The 18,443-nt window shown below is 34.1% G+C and carries 19 protein-coding genes; 7 read left to right on the forward strand and 12 right to left on the reverse strand.

What is annotated here, in order from left to right:
• Nucleotides 1-71: 71 nt before the first annotated feature.
• The 3 genes from DHU68_RS07625 to DHU68_RS07635 form a co-directional block, all read right to left on the reverse strand.
• Entirely contained in the window at nucleotides 72-977 is a 906-nt protein-coding gene (locus DHU68_RS07625; RefSeq protein WP_108822381.1) for a sugar phosphate nucleotidyltransferase, read from the reverse strand.
• Between the two features lie 157 nt (nucleotides 978-1,134).
• Nucleotides 1,135-1,629: a GNAT family N-acetyltransferase gene (locus tag DHU68_RS07630; RefSeq protein ID WP_108822382.1), complete on the reverse strand. Its 495-nt coding sequence runs from the start codon at nucleotides 1,627-1,629 to the stop codon at nucleotides 1,135-1,137.
• Nucleotides 1,629-2,519, reverse strand: coding sequence for a hypothetical protein (locus tag DHU68_RS07635; protein ID WP_108822383.1), 891 nt, complete (start codon nucleotides 2,517-2,519; stop codon nucleotides 1,629-1,631). The genes DHU68_RS07630 and DHU68_RS07635 overlap by 1 nt, the downstream gene beginning before the upstream one ends.
• A 257-nt stretch (nucleotides 2,520-2,776) precedes the next feature.
• Here DHU68_RS07635 and mdh point away from each other — a divergent pair, with 257 nt between their 5' ends.
• Both mdh and DHU68_RS07645 read left to right on the forward strand, forming a co-directional pair.
• A complete protein-coding gene (gene mdh / locus DHU68_RS07640; protein ID WP_108822384.1) occupies nucleotides 2,777-3,718 on the forward strand; it encodes a malate dehydrogenase in 942 nt (313 codons plus the stop codon).
• A gap of 305 nt (nucleotides 3,719-4,023) precedes the next feature.
• Entirely contained in the window at nucleotides 4,024-4,461 is a 438-nt protein-coding gene (locus DHU68_RS07645; RefSeq protein WP_108822385.1) for an Hsp20/alpha crystallin family protein, read from the forward strand.
• A gap of 94 nt (nucleotides 4,462-4,555) precedes the next feature.
• On the opposite strand, the gene DHU68_RS07650 is transcribed toward DHU68_RS07645, so the two are convergent.
• The 5 genes from DHU68_RS07650 to DHU68_RS07670 form a co-directional block, all read right to left on the reverse strand.
• Nucleotides 4,556-4,939, reverse strand: coding sequence for a DUF3037 domain-containing protein (locus DHU68_RS07650; RefSeq protein WP_108822386.1), 384 nt, complete (start codon nucleotides 4,937-4,939; stop codon nucleotides 4,556-4,558).
• Nucleotides 4,917-5,699 carry a HipA family kinase gene (locus DHU68_RS07655; protein ID WP_108822387.1) on the reverse strand — a complete coding sequence of 261 codons (783 nt, stop codon included), beginning with the start codon at nucleotides 5,697-5,699 and terminating at the stop codon, nucleotides 4,917-4,919. Before DHU68_RS07655 ends, DHU68_RS07650 begins: the two co-directional genes overlap by 23 nt.
• A 133-nt stretch (nucleotides 5,700-5,832) precedes the next feature.
• Nucleotides 5,833-6,519: a CDGSH iron-sulfur domain-containing protein gene (locus tag DHU68_RS07660; protein ID WP_108822388.1), complete on the reverse strand. Its 687-nt coding sequence runs from the start codon at nucleotides 6,517-6,519 to the stop codon at nucleotides 5,833-5,835.
• Nucleotides 6,520-6,868: 349 nt separating this feature from the next.
• Nucleotides 6,869-7,249, reverse strand: a complete 381-nt coding sequence (locus DHU68_RS07665) for a DUF4890 domain-containing protein (protein WP_108822389.1) — start codon at nucleotides 7,247-7,249, stop codon at nucleotides 6,869-6,871.
• A 133-nt stretch (nucleotides 7,250-7,382) separates the two neighbouring features.
• The gene (locus DHU68_RS07670) at nucleotides 7,383-9,953 is read right to left on the reverse strand and encodes a hypothetical protein (RefSeq protein WP_160111102.1); all 2,571 of its coding nucleotides are present in this window, start codon (nucleotides 9,951-9,953) and stop codon (nucleotides 7,383-7,385) included.
• 323 nt (nucleotides 9,954-10,276) lie between these two features.
• Here DHU68_RS07670 and DHU68_RS07675 point away from each other — a divergent pair, with 323 nt between their 5' ends.
• On the forward strand, nucleotides 10,277-10,945 hold the full coding sequence (locus DHU68_RS07675; RefSeq protein WP_108822391.1) for a zinc ribbon domain-containing protein: 669 nt from the start codon (nucleotides 10,277-10,279) through the stop codon (nucleotides 10,943-10,945).
• Nucleotides 10,946-10,949: 4 nt separating this feature from the next.
• Here the strand turns inward: DHU68_RS07675 and DHU68_RS07680 are convergent, their stop codons facing one another.
• From DHU68_RS07680 to DHU68_RS07695, 4 genes are all read right to left on the reverse strand, one after another.
• The gene (locus tag DHU68_RS07680; protein ID WP_108822392.1) at nucleotides 10,950-11,549 is read right to left on the reverse strand and encodes a DUF4230 domain-containing protein; all 600 of its coding nucleotides are present in this window, start codon (nucleotides 11,547-11,549) and stop codon (nucleotides 10,950-10,952) included.
• A gap of 165 nt (nucleotides 11,550-11,714) precedes the next feature.
• Complete coding sequence (gene tpx, locus DHU68_RS07685) at nucleotides 11,715-12,215, reverse strand: thiol peroxidase (RefSeq protein ID WP_108822393.1); 501 nt, start codon at nucleotides 12,213-12,215, stop codon at nucleotides 11,715-11,717.
• Nucleotides 12,216-12,238: 23 nt separating this feature from the next.
• The gene (locus tag DHU68_RS07690; RefSeq protein WP_108822394.1) at nucleotides 12,239-12,871 is read right to left on the reverse strand and encodes an NAD(P)H-dependent oxidoreductase; all 633 of its coding nucleotides are present in this window, start codon (nucleotides 12,869-12,871) and stop codon (nucleotides 12,239-12,241) included.
• A gap of 24 nt (nucleotides 12,872-12,895) precedes the next feature.
• Complete coding sequence (locus DHU68_RS07695) at nucleotides 12,896-13,330, reverse strand: MarR family winged helix-turn-helix transcriptional regulator (protein WP_108822395.1); 435 nt, start codon at nucleotides 13,328-13,330, stop codon at nucleotides 12,896-12,898.
• Between the two features lie 828 nt (nucleotides 13,331-14,158).
• Between DHU68_RS07695 and aldA the strand changes: the two genes are divergently transcribed.
• From aldA to DHU68_RS07715, 4 genes are all read left to right on the forward strand, one after another.
• Nucleotides 14,159-15,595: an aldehyde dehydrogenase gene (gene aldA / locus DHU68_RS07700; RefSeq protein ID WP_108822396.1), complete on the forward strand. Its 1,437-nt coding sequence runs from the start codon at nucleotides 14,159-14,161 to the stop codon at nucleotides 15,593-15,595.
• A 115-nt stretch (nucleotides 15,596-15,710) separates the two neighbouring features.
• Nucleotides 15,711-16,451: a (Fe-S)-binding protein gene (locus DHU68_RS07705; protein WP_108822397.1), complete on the forward strand. Its 741-nt coding sequence runs from the start codon at nucleotides 15,711-15,713 to the stop codon at nucleotides 16,449-16,451.
• A complete protein-coding gene (locus tag DHU68_RS07710; RefSeq protein WP_108822398.1) occupies nucleotides 16,448-17,827 on the forward strand; it encodes a lactate utilization protein B in 1,380 nt (459 codons plus the stop codon). The genes DHU68_RS07705 and DHU68_RS07710 overlap by 4 nt, the downstream gene beginning before the upstream one ends.
• 5 nt (nucleotides 17,828-17,832) lie before the next feature.
• Nucleotides 17,833-18,411, forward strand: coding sequence for an LUD domain-containing protein (locus tag DHU68_RS07715; RefSeq protein ID WP_108822399.1), 579 nt, complete (start codon nucleotides 17,833-17,835; stop codon nucleotides 18,409-18,411).
• Nucleotides 18,412-18,443 lie beyond the last annotated feature (32 nt).

The raw sequence follows: 18,443 nt of genomic DNA on the forward strand, positions 1-18,443 counted from the left end.
CTTTAGTACACAAAAGTAGCAATTTTATATGATATAAGCTTGTAAAATAAATAGAAAATCAGTCCTATAGATTATTTCCATAGAGGTGATGGATATTCTCCTTTTTCTACCAAGTTTTTCAATTTATCGACTACTCCCGCTCTATCTTCGGCATAAGTTACTCCAAACCATTTTGAAGGAGTATCCAGAACTTTAACATCAGCTATATTATTAATAATAAGGTGGTCAACCATCAAAGGAATAAAATATTCAGCCTTATGATTACCAACATTAGCCTCTAAGAATTTAACAAAATACTTCTCGGAATGTTCAAAATAATCAGGTGTAAATCCCCACATATTCATCGACACCGGAGCTGTTTCAGGTAACTCGTACCAATAGTTTTCAGCATCTTTGTATTGTATTTTTCCATCCTTACGCTCGATATGTGTACGTTCAACCACACTCTTCAAAAAGCTTTTTTCATCTGTCTCACAAACACCACGAGCTACAGCTCCACTTTCTGACAAAGTGTTATTCAAACGATATCCTACCATACAATAATGATTTTCGGTACCGTTCATCTCCATCAATTGTTTTGCTAAGATATCATAGCTTTCGCGACCATAGAAGTCATCTGCATTTATAACCGCAAAAGGCTCATTAATAACATCTTTTGCCATCATTACTGCATGATTTGTTCCCCAAGGTTTTTGCCTCTCAGGGTCTAAGGCAAAGCCTTCTGGCAGATTATCTAACTCTTGGTATACTACTTCTACCGGAATATGTTTTTCGTATTTAGAAATAATTTTCTCACGAAATTCTTTATCAAAAGACTTTCTGATAACAAATACTATTTTCCCGAATCCGGCTCTAAGTGCATCATAGATCGAATAATCCATAATCGTTTCGCCATTCGGTCCAAGTCCATCAATTTGCTTCAAACTACCATAACGGCTTCCCATTCCGGCAGCTAACACATACAAGGTTGGTTTCATAATACAAATTTTAGTTTAATTTTAAGATACAAATATAACTCTTTAAGTCTTAATTATCCCTTTTTCAGCAGTATATCTTATGTAATATTTGGTCATATTTTAACAAAAAAAGACCACCTTATAAATCAAAGTGGTCTTTTCATATATAATAATTCACTTATTCTATTTTTAGATTCATTATATAGTCTTCCATCAGAAATCCGTCGCCAATATCAATATCTTCACTCCCTACAATATTGAAACCTACGCGAGTGTAAAATTCGATTGCTTTATTATATCGGTTAACATTCAAAGAAAGCCCTGCATTATTATTCTGTATCGCAACTTCCTTTACTGCATTGATAAAGAGACGTCCTAACCCTTTACCCTGAAGTGAAGGTAGGATATATATTTTATGAATTTTTGTCAGATTTGAGTTTTTATAATTCAGTTCGTAAGATAAATAACCAAGATATTCATCATTTTCTCGTAACAACAGATAATGATGCCCATTATCCATCTGTTGTTCTAAAAAACTAATGCTATACATCATATCCATCATGTAAGCAATCTGCTTTTCACTCAAGATATCACGAAAGGTATGAGGCCAAATTCTATCTGCGAGAGACCTTATTACAAAAATATAATCTTTGGGAGCTTCTACGATCTGCATTAGTCTTCCATCGTGAATGATTTCATTCCAATACGATTACCATCAGCAAATATATCAACACGATATTCTCCTGGCATTAAGTATTCCTCTACAATCCAATACATTGTAACAGGCATTTCCTCCCCTCCATACTCAATAATCTTTTTCATCGAATAATTTATATCCTTATTCTCGAAAGGGAAAACATTCGTCCGACTTTTGGTCAACACATCATTATCCGGCTTCATTATACGCACATAGATAGTACGTTCTCCCGGTTCTGCCGTTATATTTTTAGTAATCGTAAAATTAAGAACAAGTTGTTCTACTTTTTTAATCTTTTTCTGAACTTTACCTTTACTATTAGTTGCCTGTATACTAATACCTGAAGCATCGAGCTTAGAGGCTAACGTTACTTTTTCCGTCAAGTTTTCTTTTTCTTGCGAAACTTGATTTAAAGTATGAGTAGCTTGTTCGTATTTAGTGGTAATTTCCTTTTTCTCTTTTTTCAACTGTTCATTAGCTCTGTTCAATGAGTCTATTTGAACAATATATGATTTCAGTATCTTACGCAAGCTTGCTAGTTCCTTATTCAGACGAGATATTTCGCTCTGATTATCAGCTTTTACTGTTTTCAATTCTTCTAATAGTCGTTGAACTTTTGTTTGCTCATTAGTCAATCTCTGCAACAAAGAGTCATTCTTTATATTTAATTTAAAACCTTCATACTGAACAGCAAGATTTTCATACTCGTCTTCAAGCTGTTTTTTATTCAAATTGGTCTCTTCTTGTAAAACATCAATCTGACTTTTCTGGCTGAAAATAAAATACCCCGCTACGGCTATTCCAATTAGGAGAATTCCGATAACAACAATAAATATCTTAGTATTATTCTTTTGCTCTGTACTCATTTTTATCAAAAAATTATGCGACTACAAATATAAATGTTTTTAGGCATTTAAAGCAAAGAGCAGGAAGGCTTTCGCTTTTTTTAATAATTACATTCAAATTTGCTCATATTAATCTTCTTTTTCTCGGAATAAGCATGTACATTTGTTAGAGTTTTAACAGTTGCAAGCTATGTTTTGATCTTATTGGTTACAAACTGTTTATTATAATGCCAAATAACGCTGAATTTTAAATTATTAATCTAAATAAAGAAAATATTATGTCTAAAGTAACAGTTGTAGGTGCCGGAAACGTTGGTGCTACATGTGCAAATGTTCTTGCATTTAAAGAAATCGCCGATGAAGTAATAATGTTAGATGTGAAAGAAGGCGTTTCGGAAGGAAAAGCAATTGATATGAATCAAACTGCTCAACTATTGGGCTTCGATTCTCGTATCAAAGGGGTGACTAATGATTATGCTGCTACTGCTGATTCTGATGTGGTTGTTATTACTTCTGGTATTCCTCGCAAACCTGGCATGACCAGAGAAGAACTAATCGGTGTTAATGCCGGCATTGTAAAAAGCGTTGCTGAAAATGTTCTTAAATATTCACCTAATGCTATCCTTGTGATTATTTCAAATCCTATGGATACAATGACTTATCTTGCGTCTAAAGTTACTGGTCTTCCTAAAAATCGTGTTATCGGTATGGGAGGTGCTCTAGACAGTTCTCGTTTCAAATATTATTTGAGCCAAGCTCTAGGATGCAACCCTAACGAAGTAGAGGGTATGGTGATCGGTGGACACGGAGATACTACTATGATTCCTGTTATTCGTTTAGCTACATACAAAGGTATTCCTGTATCAGAATTACTTTCTAAAGAAGCTCAAGACAAAGTAGTGGCTGACACTATGGTAGGTGGTGCTACACTAACAGGTCTATTAGGTACTTCTGCTTGGTACGCTCCGGGTGCTGCTGGTGCTGCGGTAGTTGAATCTATCTTGCACGATCAGAAGAAAGTTATTCCTTGTTGTGTGTCTCTAGAAGGAGAATATGGACAAAATGACATTTGCATCGGTGTACCTGTTGTATTAGGTAAAAATGGATGGGAAAGAATTATCGACCTTAAATTAACTGCTGAAGAAAAAGAGAAATTCGAAGCTTCTGCAGCTGCTGTACATAAGACCAATGCTGTTCTTAAAGAAAACGGAGCAATCTAATATTCGTCTAAAAAAGAACTTTTGATATAAAAGAGTAGTCCTTTATTGGACTACTCTTTTTTGTTGATAAATATTGATTCCATCAGAGACATATTGGCAGAAATCTATTTCTCTCTTTTCATTAATCAGATTCTTCCTTACTGAATATTTATCCTACTTTCATCAATATTGAATCCTTTTTTAACCTTTATTAAACTGACAACTAGGCACTTTTGCACACTATTTGCAATTCTACATATAGAAAACAAATTAGAAATAATAGAATAAACAAACCGAACAAAATTAAATTTAAGGAGGAAAGAGTTATGAAAAATCAACTTAGAAAATTTGACAGAAGCGGAAGATTTTTCCCTACTTTTTTTAATCATTATTTTAATGATGATTTGTTCAACAATTTCTTTGAAGGGGATCTTCCTGCGACAAATGTAACTGAAACAGACAAAGCCTTTAACATCGAAGTATCTATACCTGGATTCAATAAAGAAGATATTAAGATTGCAATAGAGAAAAACATATTAAACATTTCTGCTCATACCGAAGTAGAAAATGAAGAAAAAGGCGAAAATGAAAAAATATTACGCCGCGAATTCAAGAAATCTTCATTCGAACGTATATTTACTATTCCGGATAATATAGATACAGAAAATATAGAGGCTGCTCAAAAAGATGGTATTTTATCAATCTCATTACCTAAGAAAGATAAAGCTATAGAAGATAAGGTAAAAACCATCGAAATTAAATAAGTTTTGAGTTTTGTTATTAGGATAGGTTTTTAAGGATAAAAGGTTGTCTGATGATCAGACAACCTTTTATTTTTATGAATTATTTTATTTACAATCAAAGAACTAGTTCAGTATATAGCTTTTCAAAAGTAGCATCAAGGTCACTTGACAACCCGGCATGTGGGCGAGATGTCTGTATAGAAGTGCTACGTACAGCTGTTAACCAACGAAAGCGCTCTGCAACATCTAAACTAGCTATATAGCCACCTTTCTTATTACCAGAACAGATCGTATCAAAGACCTCTAAGTTTTCGAGGATAGAGTCTGCATCAAGTTCTGAAGTAAATAGTTTCAGTTTTTCTAAATTTAAGTAATACCTTGATTTCAGATATCTACTTCTTTTGGAAAAAAGAATAATTCCAACATTAAAAAATTCTTCGCGTTCAACCTTTGGCACAACACGAATAACAGCATATTCATATAAGTGATTCTCTTGCATGTTGTGCTTCTTTTATAAATATATCTGAGTGTTTTAATCTTTCTTTCAGAAAGTTAATGTAAACTTGCCGTATATCGGAAGGAGTTTCATCTTCACTGCTCCAAAGCAACCAGTCGTCAGGTAAAAGATTTACGATTTCTTCAATTCTCTCGTCTGTCAATATTTTCTTAAACTCTTTGTCTACTTCATCTAACTTTGTAGCATAAGATAACAAGACATGATCTTTTACTTGAGGGAAAGGACTTAATGCGTATTTCTCCCAGTTGACCCATGAATGATGAAAATAAAGAGACGCTCCATGATCGATCAGCCATAGTTCTTTATGCCATATTAGCATATTTGTATTTTTAGTGGTACGATCTACATTGGTCAACAGTGCATCCATCCATAATATCTGAGACGCAGTCTTTTCATCTAGGACAGTAACTACCGGATCGAACGTTAATGCCCCAGACAAAAAATGCAGTCCTAGATTGAGACCTTTACTTGCCTGCAAAAGATCTTGTATTTCTTCATCACCTTCGGTACGTCCAAAGGCTTCATCTAAGTAGACAAAAACCATTTCCGCCACTCTGAAACCTAAAGTCTGAGCAACGAGTCCTCCTATAAGTTCACTTACCAACATTTTAGTTCCATGACCGGCTCCTCTAAACTTTACAACATACTTAAAGCCATCATCAGCCTCAGCTAAGGCGGGTAATGAACCTCCTTCTCGCAAAGGGGTTATATATCGCATTACATTTACTGTTCTTAATTCCATTTCGTAATCATTCTTTGATTTAGTAAAGATATAAAGAAATATCTCACTACATTACTTAAAATATAGTGAGATACTTTTTTACTGTATGAATAGAGAGTCCTATTATTCTATCGAATTACAGAAGGTTAAACTTTTATTCATCTATATCTCCCCAGTTTTTTGTATGACGAGCATCACAAAATGGTTTATTCTGAGATTTACCGCATCGGCACAATGTTACTCTGTTCCGGACAGGATAAGGACGTCCCTGAGCATCCTCAATAGGGATTCCTCCTTTTATCCATATAGGTCCATGTACACAAGCTGCTGGATCTTCGAGGACACTAATCTCTTGAGGCAAGTCCGGTTCTATCTTTCTACCATCTTTTGTAACAGCAGTCAAACGCCCACTTGGACAATCGCAACATTGCTGAATTACAATTTCGTCAGTCTTATCGCTATCACCTTCTTCAACAAGATTCCATGTAGAATTGTGTGTATCACAAAAACGAGCAACGGCACATAGTTTTTCTGCATCGAGAAGATCAATATGTTTCCCCTTGATAAACTCAGCCATTTGTTCATAAGTTTGCTTGCTCGCAGTTTCTTTACCCGAAAAACCGTCTAAATGTGATCCGTCGCAGAAAGGTTTATTCTTAGACCTTCCACATCGACACAAATGATAAGTTTCTTGCAGGGGATACTTCTCTACTTCTGCATATTTCAACGATGCTCCAACATCATTTGAAATGAATTTAACCTTATTCAATGGAATATTGCCTGATACTTCATATGGTCCGTTTTCCAAGACCTTAATCTTTTTGAGTTTGTCTGTGTTCATAGATATTATGTTTAGTTGTTCTTATAAATAGAACAGCTTCCGCATGCAATAGTTCAAAGATAAATAAAAAGTCCGCGACATCACATCGCAGACTTCCCAAACTTTAACACAAACTTTTTACAAAACTACACCCCGTTATAACCAGTAAACAATATTTTTGTTCATTCTATTAATGTTAAAAAATCATTTGACGTTATTTTTTAAGTTTTTTATTCAATTCCATATTATCTAGTAGCTACCTATTTTGACATACATTATTTTATTATCTGAAATTTTCCCAAAAAAAAGTAGGCTGAATATATTTCAGCCTACACTAATACCAAACAATCTTTTCTACCAATTTAACCTATTACTTACGAGGTCTGTTTCCTCTCGGCTTTTTATTTTGTCTATCTTTCTGATATTTTTCGAACTTAGCCTTCTGATCATCAGTTAAAAGTGCATTTATACTTTCTGTTTTATCCTGATGACGTTTCTTAAATTCTTCTATACGTTTATCTCTTTCTGCTCTCTCAGCTTTTTCTTGTTCTGTTGGCTGAGCAAACTTTAGATTTATCTCATAAATTTTCTCTTTTTGGTCTTCTGTCAACCCCAGTTCCTTTGTCAAAAGTTCTGTTTGTCTTTTCGCTAAATCTTCCGGTTTCAATCTCTCTCTTTTTGGTCTTTGTTGTGCAAAAATACCACTTACTGTGAATAGAGAAACAAATAATACTATTACAATCTTTTTCATACTCTTCTTTGTTTTTAATGTTACTAACTGTTTTATAAGACTAATGTTTTGGAAGAAAGTTAAAAGCCAGATTTGATTTTTGAGTTAAAAAAAGTTATTGGCAATGAAGTATTTGAAAATACTCCATCTTATTTTAAAAGCCTAGTCCAAGATTAAAGCTAAAACGAAAACTATCTCCAGAAACGAAAAAAGAATATTTTGTCGTTACCTTATTTAAGATCGTAACCCATCCCCCTCCTCCATAAGAGATATGCCATTTTTTTGAAGCTTCGGCAGGATACCAAACTCGTCCGTAGTCTGATCCGATAAAAAGTCCGTACTTTAAAGGAGCAAATGGATTTTTAAGCTTCCCCATATCTAACCTCAAATCGGAATATTGATAAAAAGAATATTGTCCTATAAAGCGGCTATCGCGATAACCTCTCAACTCAGTCGAAGCCGAATGATAGAAATCGTATCTGTTATTAAACAATGCTTTCCCTTTTATATTTGTAGCTAGTGTAAGTCTATCAGTTAATGCAAAATCAGCTTGAATATCTGCTAACATATAAGGGAAATTTCGTTCAGATTCTTTTAGATTCATTTTCCATCCAGCCGAAAGTGTTGAAGCAAAACGTGGCATGAAAGACGATACTATTTTTTCTAATTCATAAGCTATATTCAAATCCAGAAAATATTTAGTCCGAAATATTGGATCATCATCGCCATATAGCAGACTAAGATAACGTCCTTCTTCTTTTTTTACTCTAAAAATTTCTAATCCTGAAGAAAATATCATCTTCTGATCGGGAGATATAGTTTGTTGCAAAGACGGAGTTAAAGAATATTGCCCAACACTTACCCTATTGTAATTCTTTTTCTCGTCTTTAAAATCACTTGTATTGTTACCATATCCAAAGAAATTAGAAAAGTTCTGAGGGGAACCAATAAATGCATCAATATACCAGGTCGTCTTTCCATTATAGTTAGGGAAAACTCCTTTATACATAAAACCTTTCAAGTAATTGTATCCAATTCTGTGCTGATACGAAAAAGGAGATTGATTGAGTCCATATTGAGTAAAAGAAACAAAGCTTCCAAGACTTAATCCCCAGTCTGAATCATATACACCCCACGGACTAAAAGAGACAGTATGATATTTTGTTTTTTGATAATTATAGTCGAGAATACCCTCGTTAGAGGTGAATATCACTTTTGCATTCTTTGTTTTGTTGGTTTGCAGCTTATTTGACTTATAGTCATAGATTCGGATTTTGGATTTATCTTTTATATCAAACTTACTTTCACCTTTACCTGCTATAAAAAATACTGGAATATTGTTTTCTGCTTCGCCCGTCACTGAGAAATAGTCATCTCCATCCAGTCCATAAAGCCAGATTTCTTTTGTATTCCTTTTTGTGTATGTATGAGAAAAAATATTCTCTTTATCATCCTTATTATATATCGTTATTTCAAGACTATCTTTTTGTAACTTTTTTACAAATACAGAATCATTTCCGGATGTAGCTCTGATATGAGGATTATATTGTAATTCCTTGTAATAACGGCTTGCTATATTATCTATTGCGTTTCGTCTTTCTTTCAGGCTAGCTTTAAACTGGTCAATAATTTTGGCATGCCTTATCTCTTCTGGCAAACAGTTGAAAGCATCGTCTATCACACTATCAGTCAATTTATTTTTAATCAAAATAGATTCTTCTTGCCACAGAGACTCTTCTGTTCCGGAGGTTAGAGCTACATCCATAAAAAAGCCTAATTTATTGAATTGCTTCACATTCTTTATCTCCCCTTCGTAATTTGAGATAAAGCCCAAAGACAAAACATCCAACATTTGTTTAAACATGAAACCTTCAACCCTTGTAAAAGCATGGCTTCTATCTATCACGATTGGTTCAAACAAATCTCCGTATTTTTCACCCCTAAGTTGCCAGCGCCAATTTTCCGGTATTTTATTCCAATCTCCTATCAGCATATCGAAAAGCCGTTCTCTGATATATAATCGCTGATCTACAAGATTTTTACCCGAAGATTCTATAAGACTTAATAAGCTATCTGTAGATATTGTAGGCCTGCTAAATTCTTCGTATTGAATTTCAGCGACACTCGCTATCCGACCTTGATCCTTAATCCCATCTACAATAGTATCTAAGAATGAGCATGAGGATAAATAATACAACTCAGGATTATTCACATATAAATCAATCTCTTTGGCCAGATGATTTGAGACTAGAAAAGTATAAGGATTTATTATCGTATACGCATCTGCTATGAATTTATCCATATATGTATCTTTGAAATCAGCCTTGTGATACATCTCTTGAAAAAAATCAGATTGCAAAAAAACAGAAGAACCTCCTAATGGCTTAATCAAAAAACTTTTACCTTTCTCTTCCCTCACATATATTCCTCCTAATTCTTTGATATGTGAGACAATAGTGATATTTTCTAATCTAGTAGTAGGAAGAATAGGAACTGTTACAGGTGTATAATACAAGTCCCTGCAATGTTTTCCCCATATACTATTATAAATATCACTTCTTTCTTTAGAGGAAGTTGGATAAACAGATACTTTTATAATTGAGTCCGACGGAATAGAATCTTTATTACTTCCTCCCGCCTCAGCCGTCTTTACATTCAATAAGGCGCAAAGAAAAACAAAGAGAAAGAGTATTTTATAAATATGTCTTTTGTCTGATAAGTTCATGTTTATGCTTTTACTGAAAATATCTTGTAATTGTTTCCAGTACTTATATTCCAAAATTAATATAATTTGGATATAGTCTATAAAATTACAAGAAATATTTCATTTTATATTGAACAATTATTCAATCATTTTTGTTAAAAGAACAAAGAATTATAAGAGATTCCTCTTATAGTTCTGTGGAAACTCCCCGTAGTAAAACTCGAACTTTCTTTTTAACTTTACAAGACTACACTTCTTTTATGTCTTAAAGTTATCCTTAAGAAAGAAAGCTCTTCGCTTTTAAAATGTTATATTTGTTCAGTATAAACCTTAAATATACTATTATGGCAAACTGTCCAAATTGTAATTCTCCGATAATAGAAGATTCAAATATATGTATCAAGTGCGGATGGCGTCCTTATCATGGCGTTATTGAAGGAAATAAAAATGCCTTTTCTTTAGTTAGTCAGAATTTTAAAGCAATAAGTATTATATCTGTATTATTATCCGTCGTTTCTATAGGATTCTGTTTTCTTCCTCTATGGATAAATATAAAATCTCCATCAGCTGAAGCTATATCAACAACTATTATTTTCTTCTCAACTACAATTCTGCTTTTATACGTATGGGTATTAATAAATTTCTATAAATACCTCAACAATTTTTACCATCCGCTAGATAATATTTTTTCCAATTTACGATGGTATATAGTTAGTATGATATCTGTTCCTATACTGATCTCAATTGGAACAAGCTTTCAATTAGGTCGTGATCTTGATGGGCTTTTTACGTTTCTACTAATCGGACTATATGTATTATGGGCGTTCATGCAAATTCTGATAGGTTCTAGCCTCATCAAAGCTGAAAAATACGATTATATCGGAGGGTTATCTATTCTAGGATATGTAATGTTAGCCTCAGGTATTATTCCGTTATTCTTCTTTTTGACACCTATTTTCTTTTCAAACATTTTTATCAAAGCAAGCAAGTATGACAACAAATTGCACTCTTAAAAATTCATCTATCGGATAAGGTCGTCTCTCTCCTATTGTCGAAGCTTATTAATACATGTTTAAATCCCATACTATTCAAGATTGGGGTAAGAAGATTTACTGCGTTATCTCTACTTTTAGGCTTAATATCTAACTCTTGAGCTCTCTCTTTTAGTTGTTTTTCTGCTGATTTATATGCCTCGTCAACAATCTCGATAGATTCCCATAAACCATACTTTACATCATATACTCTAGACTTAGAGTGATCTATTTTCACATGACATATCTCAGGCGAAGCCAGGTTTAATCTGATCGAATCTCCGGAAGTATATATGTCTTCGGGACTGATCTTAGATAAATCAACACAAGAAATAATCTCTCCTGATATTAATATAGCGGCCTTAGCATTCGGAAACCATTGACGTATCTTTTTATATTCAACAATATCTTGAATACTATATTTCAAAACTTCCAGATTGCCTAGACTCTCTATTTTTTCAATAATCATTGTATGAGAAATCTCAGCTTCTGCTTCTTTCTTATTACCACCTCTAAACATCAAAGTCAATAGAAATCCGATAAGAACTCCTAAGATCAACACTGTTATATTCCCACGTCTTTGCATTCTTTTAATTTTCAGATTTTATTACGAATAATTAAAGCTAGCATTATTATGCTTAAATAAGTTTGATTACAGAAAGTTTAACTCTTAGTGCAAAGATAACTCATATGAAAGAAAAAAGGTTCTGGATTAATACCCAAAACCTCTCTCCTATAGATGTAATATTATTTACTTCACAGCAGCAAGAGCTGCTTCGAAATTAGGATCTGTAGTTATTTCAGGAACTAATTCAGTGTACACAACTTTTCCTTCTTCGTCAACAACAACGATAGAACGAGCTAGAAGTCCTTTAAGCGGACCATCTACCATTAATACACCATATTTGTCTGCAAATTCAGGGTTTCTGTAAACCGATGCAGGATGTACGTTATCAATACCCTCTGTTGTACAGAAACGTCCTGCAGCAAAAGGAAGGTCAGCAGATACTGCTAATATTACTGTATTAGATAAACCTGCTGCTTCTTTGTTGAATCGGCGAACTGATGCAGCACATACGCCAGTATCTAAGCTTGGGAAAATATTTAGAATTAGTTTTTTTCCTTTTAGGTCTTTCAATGAAACTTCTGATAAATCAGATTTAACCAATGTAAAGTCTGGTGCAACAGAACCTTTTGCAGGTAATTCACCATTTGTATTTACAGCTGATCCTTTGAATGTAATTTTTGCCATAATGTTTTTGATTTAATAAGTTATTATATTTTTAATAAGAATTCTTTTTTAGGATGACGTACTTTCTTTTGATTAACTAACCAATCATTATCCTCATCTCTATATCCTAATGGAAGCAACAAGACGCTTCTTAGTCCTTCTTTATTCAGATCCAATAATTTATCTAACTCTTCCGTATCAAACCCCTCCATAGGAGTAGAGTCTATTTTTAGTTCTGCTGCCATTGCTATAGCAAATCCAAAAGCAAGATAAATTTGATGTGCTATATGCTTAAAATTCTCTTCCTCGGATTGTGATGTATATGTTTTCTTTAATCTTGTGGTATAGCTATTGTAGAAATCAGGATTCTGTCCTCTTTCCAAAGCAATACATTTATATATATTATCAATCCTATCTTCCGAATAATTATCCCATCCAGCAAAGAGCAATAAGTGGGAACAGTCTGCTACTTGTTGTTGATTGTATGCAATCGTAACTATTTTCTTTTTCAAATTTTCATCAGTTATCTCAATTATTCGAAAAGGTTGTAACCCTGACGAAGTTGGAGCTAACCATGCTGCTTCAATTATTTGATCTACCAATGGCTGTTCTATCTTCTTTGTAGAATCAAACTTCTTAGTTGCATATCGCCATTCAAAATCTTTCAATAAACCCATATACTTTATAAACAGATTTTTCTATTATTTGTTTTTACTAATTGTAGATAGTATATATTTTAGGTGTTCTCTCAACTCTTCAACCTCACTATCAGTCATCTTTAATTCTTTTTTAATTTCCGATGGAATCGCTTTTGCATCTTTCTCCAAAGCCTGACCCTTAGTAGTTATAGACACATTCACAACTCTTTCATCATCTTCCGATCTTTTCCTAATCAGCAATTTACTAGCCTCCATTCTTTTCAGCAACGGAGTTAATGTCCCTGTATCGAGCCACAATAATTCACCTAAACATTTTATTGTTACTTGTTTGTATTCCCACAATACCATCAACACCAGATATTGAGGATATGTCAGCCCTAATTTTTCCAGATGGGGTCTGTACATATTCGTTATTTGCCTTGACAAAGCGTAAGTAGGAAAACAAAGCTGATTATTTAGTTTTAGTTCATCAAACATTTTCGATCAATTATATTTCACAAAATTATATTTCACAAAATATAATAGCAAATTTTAATAGTTAATTAATTAAAATAAACTCAAGAAAGACTCATTTTTACAAAGCTCAATTCAAACTAGACTAACAGATGATTAGTACTACTTTAAATGTGAACGTAAAAACAACTTCAATACGGCTTTAAATTGTTCATTCTTTTCTTTGTCAATAAAAAAATAATCACTTAATTTGCTCGAGAATTATTTAACATTAAGCTACTCCAAAACAAAAGTGGCTACACAATAAAAAACCAATAAATAAAACCTTATTTTCTCTTTTGAGAATTAAAAGCATTTGAAGCACTAATATATCGAAGAATAAAAATAACAGAAAAATAATAACGAAGCCTGCGGATATATGTACTTATTACATCAACCGTTAATAGCTCAATATATATTGTCTCCACATATCTCTGCTTGTTTGGGAAAATAGGTAGTGATAACTATCAGCCAATTACGGTTTCTGCGAGGCTTCGTTCATTATTATTTAAAACAAATACCTCAAAATTCCATTTCTTATCCTACAACATATATGATCTGTGTTTTTAAAAATTAAAAAGCAGTATCAAAAGATTAAGTTATATTAAAAAATCATTTTAAAAAGTAGGTAAATCATTATTCTAAACAGAAATAAGCTATGATGTAATAACTTTGATTCAATCTAAAAATTGAAGAAAAACACTAATACTGTAAGAGAAGTATAAAAAACCGATCCTTCGTTGTTAATTTAACACATTAGAATTAAAATAAAAAAAACATAACAAACACCTTTAAATAAAATCTAAAAGCATCATGAAAGAACTAAAAATGTTTATTGACGGGAAGTTCGTCGAGAATAAGTCAGGAAAATGGATCAATGTCTTAAATCCTGCAACAGAAGAAGTTGTTTCACGTCAACCAGAGGGAACTATAGAAGATACTAAGGCTGCTATTGATGCAGCAGAAAAAGCACAAGATCAATGGAGTAAGCTTCCTGCAGTAGAGCGCGCTAGCTATCTAATAAAAATTGCCGCCGGTATCAGAAAAAGAGAACAAGAATTGACCGACATCATTATAAAAGAAGGGGGTAAGACATACGGATTGGCAAATACAGAAGTAAATTTCACTGCCGACTATCTAGAATACATGGCTGGATGGGCTCGCCGATACGAGGGTGAAATTATACAAAGCGATCGTCCTCACGAAAATATATTCTTATTCAAAAAACCAATAGGTGTCACTACAGGAATCTTACCTTGGAATTTCCCTTTTTTCTTAGTTGCTCGTAAAGCTGCACCTGCTCTTGTTACAGGGAATACAATTGTTGTAAAACCAAGTCAATTAACTCCTGAAAATGCATATGTATTTGCTCAAATTGTAGAAGAAGTAGGTCTACCTAAAGGAGTTTTCAATCTGATTAATGGTAGAGGATCTGTAATAGGACATGAACTATCCTCTAACCCTAAAGTAGGAATGGTAAGTTTAACAGGTAGTGTCGGAGCTGGTATTCAAACAATGGAGGCGGCTGCTAAAAATGTCATAAAAGTATCTTTAGAGTTGGGAGGAAAAGCTCCTGCAATCGTTATGGAAGATGCGGATCTTGATCTGGCAGTAAAGAGTATTGTAGCATCAAGAGTTATTAATACAGGACAAGTTTGCAACTGTGCAGAGAGAGTATATGTCCATAAGAATATTAAAGATGCTTTCATTAAGAAAGTAGTTGAAGCAATGAAAGCTGTAACTTTCGGGGATACAGCCAAAACAAAAGATTTAGACATGGGGCCTCTAATTGAAGCCAACTCATTAAAATCTATGGAAGAGAAAGTAGCCAATGCAATTCAACAAGGTGCTAAACTAGAATGTGGAGGTAAACGTGTTGGAGATAAAGGATATTTCTTTGAACCAACTGTTCTTTCTGAGGTTACCCAAAAGATGGATATTATCCAAGAAGAAACATTCGGCCCGATATTACCTATAGTTGAATTCTCGGATGTAGACCAAGCTATAGAGTGGGCAAATGACTGTGAATATGGACTAACATCATCGATATACACTCAAAATTTAGATATGACTTTCAAATTAGTGAGAGCACTGAAATTTGGAGAGACTTATGTTAACCGTGAGAACTTCGAAGCAATGCAAGGATTCCACGCCGGATGGCGCAAATCGGGTATTGGCGGAGCTGACGGAAAACATGGTCTTGAGGAATACTTACAAACCCATGTGGTGTATTTAGAAACCAAAGGTTAAGTTTTTCAATCGTGAAAGGGCTTAAGAGAGAAATCCTTAAGCCTTTTTTTCATGTTTATTTGCTTAAAATAAAGTATCTTTATACATCCATTCAGACTAAAAAGAAATCTAAAATATGAAAATCGGACTTTTCATTCCATGTTATATTAATGCTATTTATCCTGAGGTAGGAGTAGCGGCATATAAACTGTTATCTAGTTATGGAATAGACGTAGACTACCCTCTGAATCAAACTTGCTGTGGTCAGCCAATGGCTAATGCCGGATTTGAAGATAAGGCTGTTCCTTTGGCAAATCAATTTGATAAGCTTTTCAACGAGTACGAATATGTTGTATCTCCATCGCCAAGCTGTGCTGTTTTTGTTAAAGAGAATTATCCTCCACTACTAAAAAAGCATGGACATGTATGTCAGACTAGTGAGAAAATATATGACATCTGCGAGTTTCTTCACGACATTCTGAAAGTTAATACTATTCCAGGCACATTTCCTCACAAAGTGAGTATACACAATAGCTGTCATGGAGTAAGAGAATTGCATCTAAGCTCCGCTAGTGAGTTGAATATACCCCGATTTTCTAAAATAAAAGATCTACTTCATTTAGTCAAAGGAATAGAAGTTTTAGAACCTGAAAAGGTTGATGAATGCTGTGGTTTTGGGGGAATGTTTTCAATAGAAGAACCGGAAACTTCTGTCTGTATGGGACAAGATAAAGTGAAAAACCATATGAATACAGGAGCCGAATACATAACGGGAGCCGACAGCTCGTGCCTTATGCATATGCAAGGCATTGTAGAAAGGGAAAAACTTCCGATTAAATTTATTCATGTTGTTCAAATTTTAGCAGCCGGACTATGAGTACAAAACATGCAGAAGCAGCAAAGCGTTTCATTCAAAATAAAGACCAAGAGCAATGGCATAATGAAACTTTATGGATGGTTCGGGAAAAACGTGACCGTCAGGCAATGGCTCTACCCGAATGGGAAGAACTGAGAGAGTTATCTAGTAAGATTAAAATGCATACAATTTCGCATTTGGACAAATACCTAGATATGTTTAGCCAAAAAGCTGAAGAAAATGGTGTTATTGTACATTGGGCAAAGGATGCGAATGAACATAACCAAATAGTATATGACATACTACAGAAGCATAAAGCGAAAAAGCTTGTAAAGAGTAAATCGATGCTTACCGAAGAATGTCATCTCAATCCTTTCTTAATAGACAAAGGTATAGATGTGGTAGAAAGTGACTTAGGTGAACGTATTTTACAGTTACTAAACGAACCTCCGAGCCACATTGTTATGCCTGCTATACATCTAAAAAGACAGGAGGTAGGCACTCTCTTTGAAGAAAAATTACATACAGAAAAAGACAATAGCGATCCCACCTATTTAACTCGTGCGGCTCGCATGCATTTGAGGAATGAATTTCTTACAGCAGATGTAGCTATGACAGGATGTAACTTTGGTGTTGCAGAAACGGGCGATGTTGTTGTTTGCACGAATGAAGGAAATGCCGATATGGGGACTTCACTAGCAAAGGTACATATCGTATCGATGGGAATAGAGAAAGTAATCCCCGACCTGAAATCTTTAAGTGTATTTACACGCCTGCTAGCTCGTTCTGCTACTGGTCAACCCGTAACAAGTTATACTTCTCATTATAGAAAACCTAAGCAAGACGGAGAAATGCACTTTATCATTGTAGATAATGGGCGTAGTGATATCATCAGCAATCCCGATCATATACAAACCCTTAAATGTATACGATGCGGTGCATGTATGAATACCTGCCCTGTATACCGCAGAACAGGAGGATACTCTTATACGTATTTCATACCAGGACCAATCGGAATAAATCTAGGTATGCTAAAATCGCCTAAAGAATATTACGACAATGTTTCTGCATGTTCGTTATGCTACTCTTGCAACAATGTATGCCCTGCCAAGATTGATCTAGCTAATCAAATATATAAATGGAGACAGGATTTAGATTCGCTAGGGAAAGCTGATAAAGTAAAAAAGAGCATGTCTGTAGGACTTAAACTAGTATTCTCCTCACCATCTCTTTTCAAAACGGCATTAAGGTTTGCTCCTGTAGTTAACGTTCTACCTCGTTTTTTGCTTTACAACGGATTAAATGACTGGGGTAAGGGAAGAGAATTACCAAAATTTGCATCAGAATCATTTACTGACATGTGGAAAAAGGGGAAAGTCAAATATGATAAAAATTAAGTTCGATGAGCAATAAAAATAGCATCTTGGAAAATACAGCAAATCATATTCAGGAAAAATATGAAATGCCAGATATTGATCTAAAAGGGATACAATATAATGATAAGATAAGTCAATTTATAGAAGTTAGTCGTACCGTTGGAGGCGAAGCCATTGAGTTAAAACAAGGGCAATCTATCAATGATGTCATCAAGGAAAAATACCCTGAAGCTACATCTATTGCATCTAATTTAGCAGAAATAGAAATAGCTACTTTAAACCCTGATTTGATAGAAGATGCTAAACAATTGAATGGGATAGAACTAGGAATTGTAAAAGGAGAAATAGGCGTTGCCGAAAATGGCTGTGTATGGATTCCTCAAAACACCATAAACAGAGCTTTATATTTTATCTCTGAGTTCCTTGTTATTATTTTAGATAAAGATAAGCTTGTTAACAATATGCATGAAGCTTACGCTAAACTCGAATTTAGTGACAAAGGATATGGCGTATTCATCTCCGGTCCATCAAAGACTGCCGATATAGAACAGGCTCTGGTGGTTGGAGCACATGGAGCAAGAGGCGTTACAGTTATTCTGACATAACACTTGATTGATATAAAAGAAAATGTGTAATT

The organism is Dysgonomonas sp. Marseille-P4361, assembly GCF_900343125.1.
In the GTDB taxonomy this organism is placed as follows: domain Bacteria; phylum Bacteroidota; class Bacteroidia; order Bacteroidales; family Dysgonomonadaceae; genus Dysgonomonas.

Excerpts from the sequence above, each read along its gene's own strand:
- DHU68_RS07625 (WP_108822381.1), bottom strand. The coding sequence starts at position 977 with ATGAAACCAACCTTGTATGTGTTAGCTGCCGGAATGGGAAGCCGTTAT.
- DHU68_RS07630 (WP_108822382.1), bottom strand. The coding sequence starts at position 1,629 with ATGCAGATCGTAGAAGCTCCCAAAGATTATATTTTTGTAATAAGGTCT.
- DHU68_RS07635 (WP_108822383.1), bottom strand. The coding sequence starts at position 2,519 with ATGAGTACAGAGCAAAAGAATAATACTAAGATATTTATTGTTGTTATC.
- mdh (WP_108822384.1), top strand. The coding sequence starts at position 2,777 with ATGTCTAAAGTAACAGTTGTAGGTGCCGGAAACGTTGGTGCTACATGT.
- DHU68_RS07645 (WP_108822385.1), top strand. The coding sequence starts at position 4,024 with ATGAAAAATCAACTTAGAAAATTTGACAGAAGCGGAAGATTTTTCCCT.
- DHU68_RS07650 (WP_108822386.1), bottom strand. The coding sequence starts at position 4,939 with ATGCAAGAGAATCACTTATATGAATATGCTGTTATTCGTGTTGTGCCA.
- DHU68_RS07655 (WP_108822387.1), bottom strand. The coding sequence starts at position 5,699 with ATGGAATTAAGAACAGTAAATGTAATGCGATATATAACCCCTTTGCGA.
- DHU68_RS07660 (WP_108822388.1), bottom strand. The coding sequence starts at position 6,519 with ATGAACACAGACAAACTCAAAAAGATTAAGGTCTTGGAAAACGGACCA.
- DHU68_RS07665 (WP_108822389.1), bottom strand. The coding sequence starts at position 7,249 with ATGAAAAAGATTGTAATAGTATTATTTGTTTCTCTATTCACAGTAAGT.
- DHU68_RS07670 (WP_160111102.1), bottom strand. The coding sequence starts at position 9,953 with ATGAACTTATCAGACAAAAGACATATTTATAAAATACTCTTTCTCTTT.
- DHU68_RS07675 (WP_108822391.1), top strand. The coding sequence starts at position 10,277 with ATGGCAAACTGTCCAAATTGTAATTCTCCGATAATAGAAGATTCAAAT.
- DHU68_RS07680 (WP_108822392.1), bottom strand. The coding sequence starts at position 11,549 with ATGCAAAGACGTGGGAATATAACAGTGTTGATCTTAGGAGTTCTTATC.
- tpx (WP_108822393.1), bottom strand. The coding sequence starts at position 12,215 with ATGGCAAAAATTACATTCAAAGGATCAGCTGTAAATACAAATGGTGAA.
- DHU68_RS07690 (WP_108822394.1), bottom strand. The coding sequence starts at position 12,871 with ATGGGTTTATTGAAAGATTTTGAATGGCGATATGCAACTAAGAAGTTT.
- DHU68_RS07695 (WP_108822395.1), bottom strand. The coding sequence starts at position 13,330 with ATGTTTGATGAACTAAAACTAAATAATCAGCTTTGTTTTCCTACTTAC.
- aldA (WP_108822396.1), top strand. The coding sequence starts at position 14,159 with ATGAAAGAACTAAAAATGTTTATTGACGGGAAGTTCGTCGAGAATAAG.
- DHU68_RS07705 (WP_108822397.1), top strand. The coding sequence starts at position 15,711 with ATGAAAATCGGACTTTTCATTCCATGTTATATTAATGCTATTTATCCT.
- DHU68_RS07710 (WP_108822398.1), top strand. The coding sequence starts at position 16,448 with ATGAGTACAAAACATGCAGAAGCAGCAAAGCGTTTCATTCAAAATAAA.
- DHU68_RS07715 (WP_108822399.1), top strand. The coding sequence starts at position 17,833 with ATGAGCAATAAAAATAGCATCTTGGAAAATACAGCAAATCATATTCAG.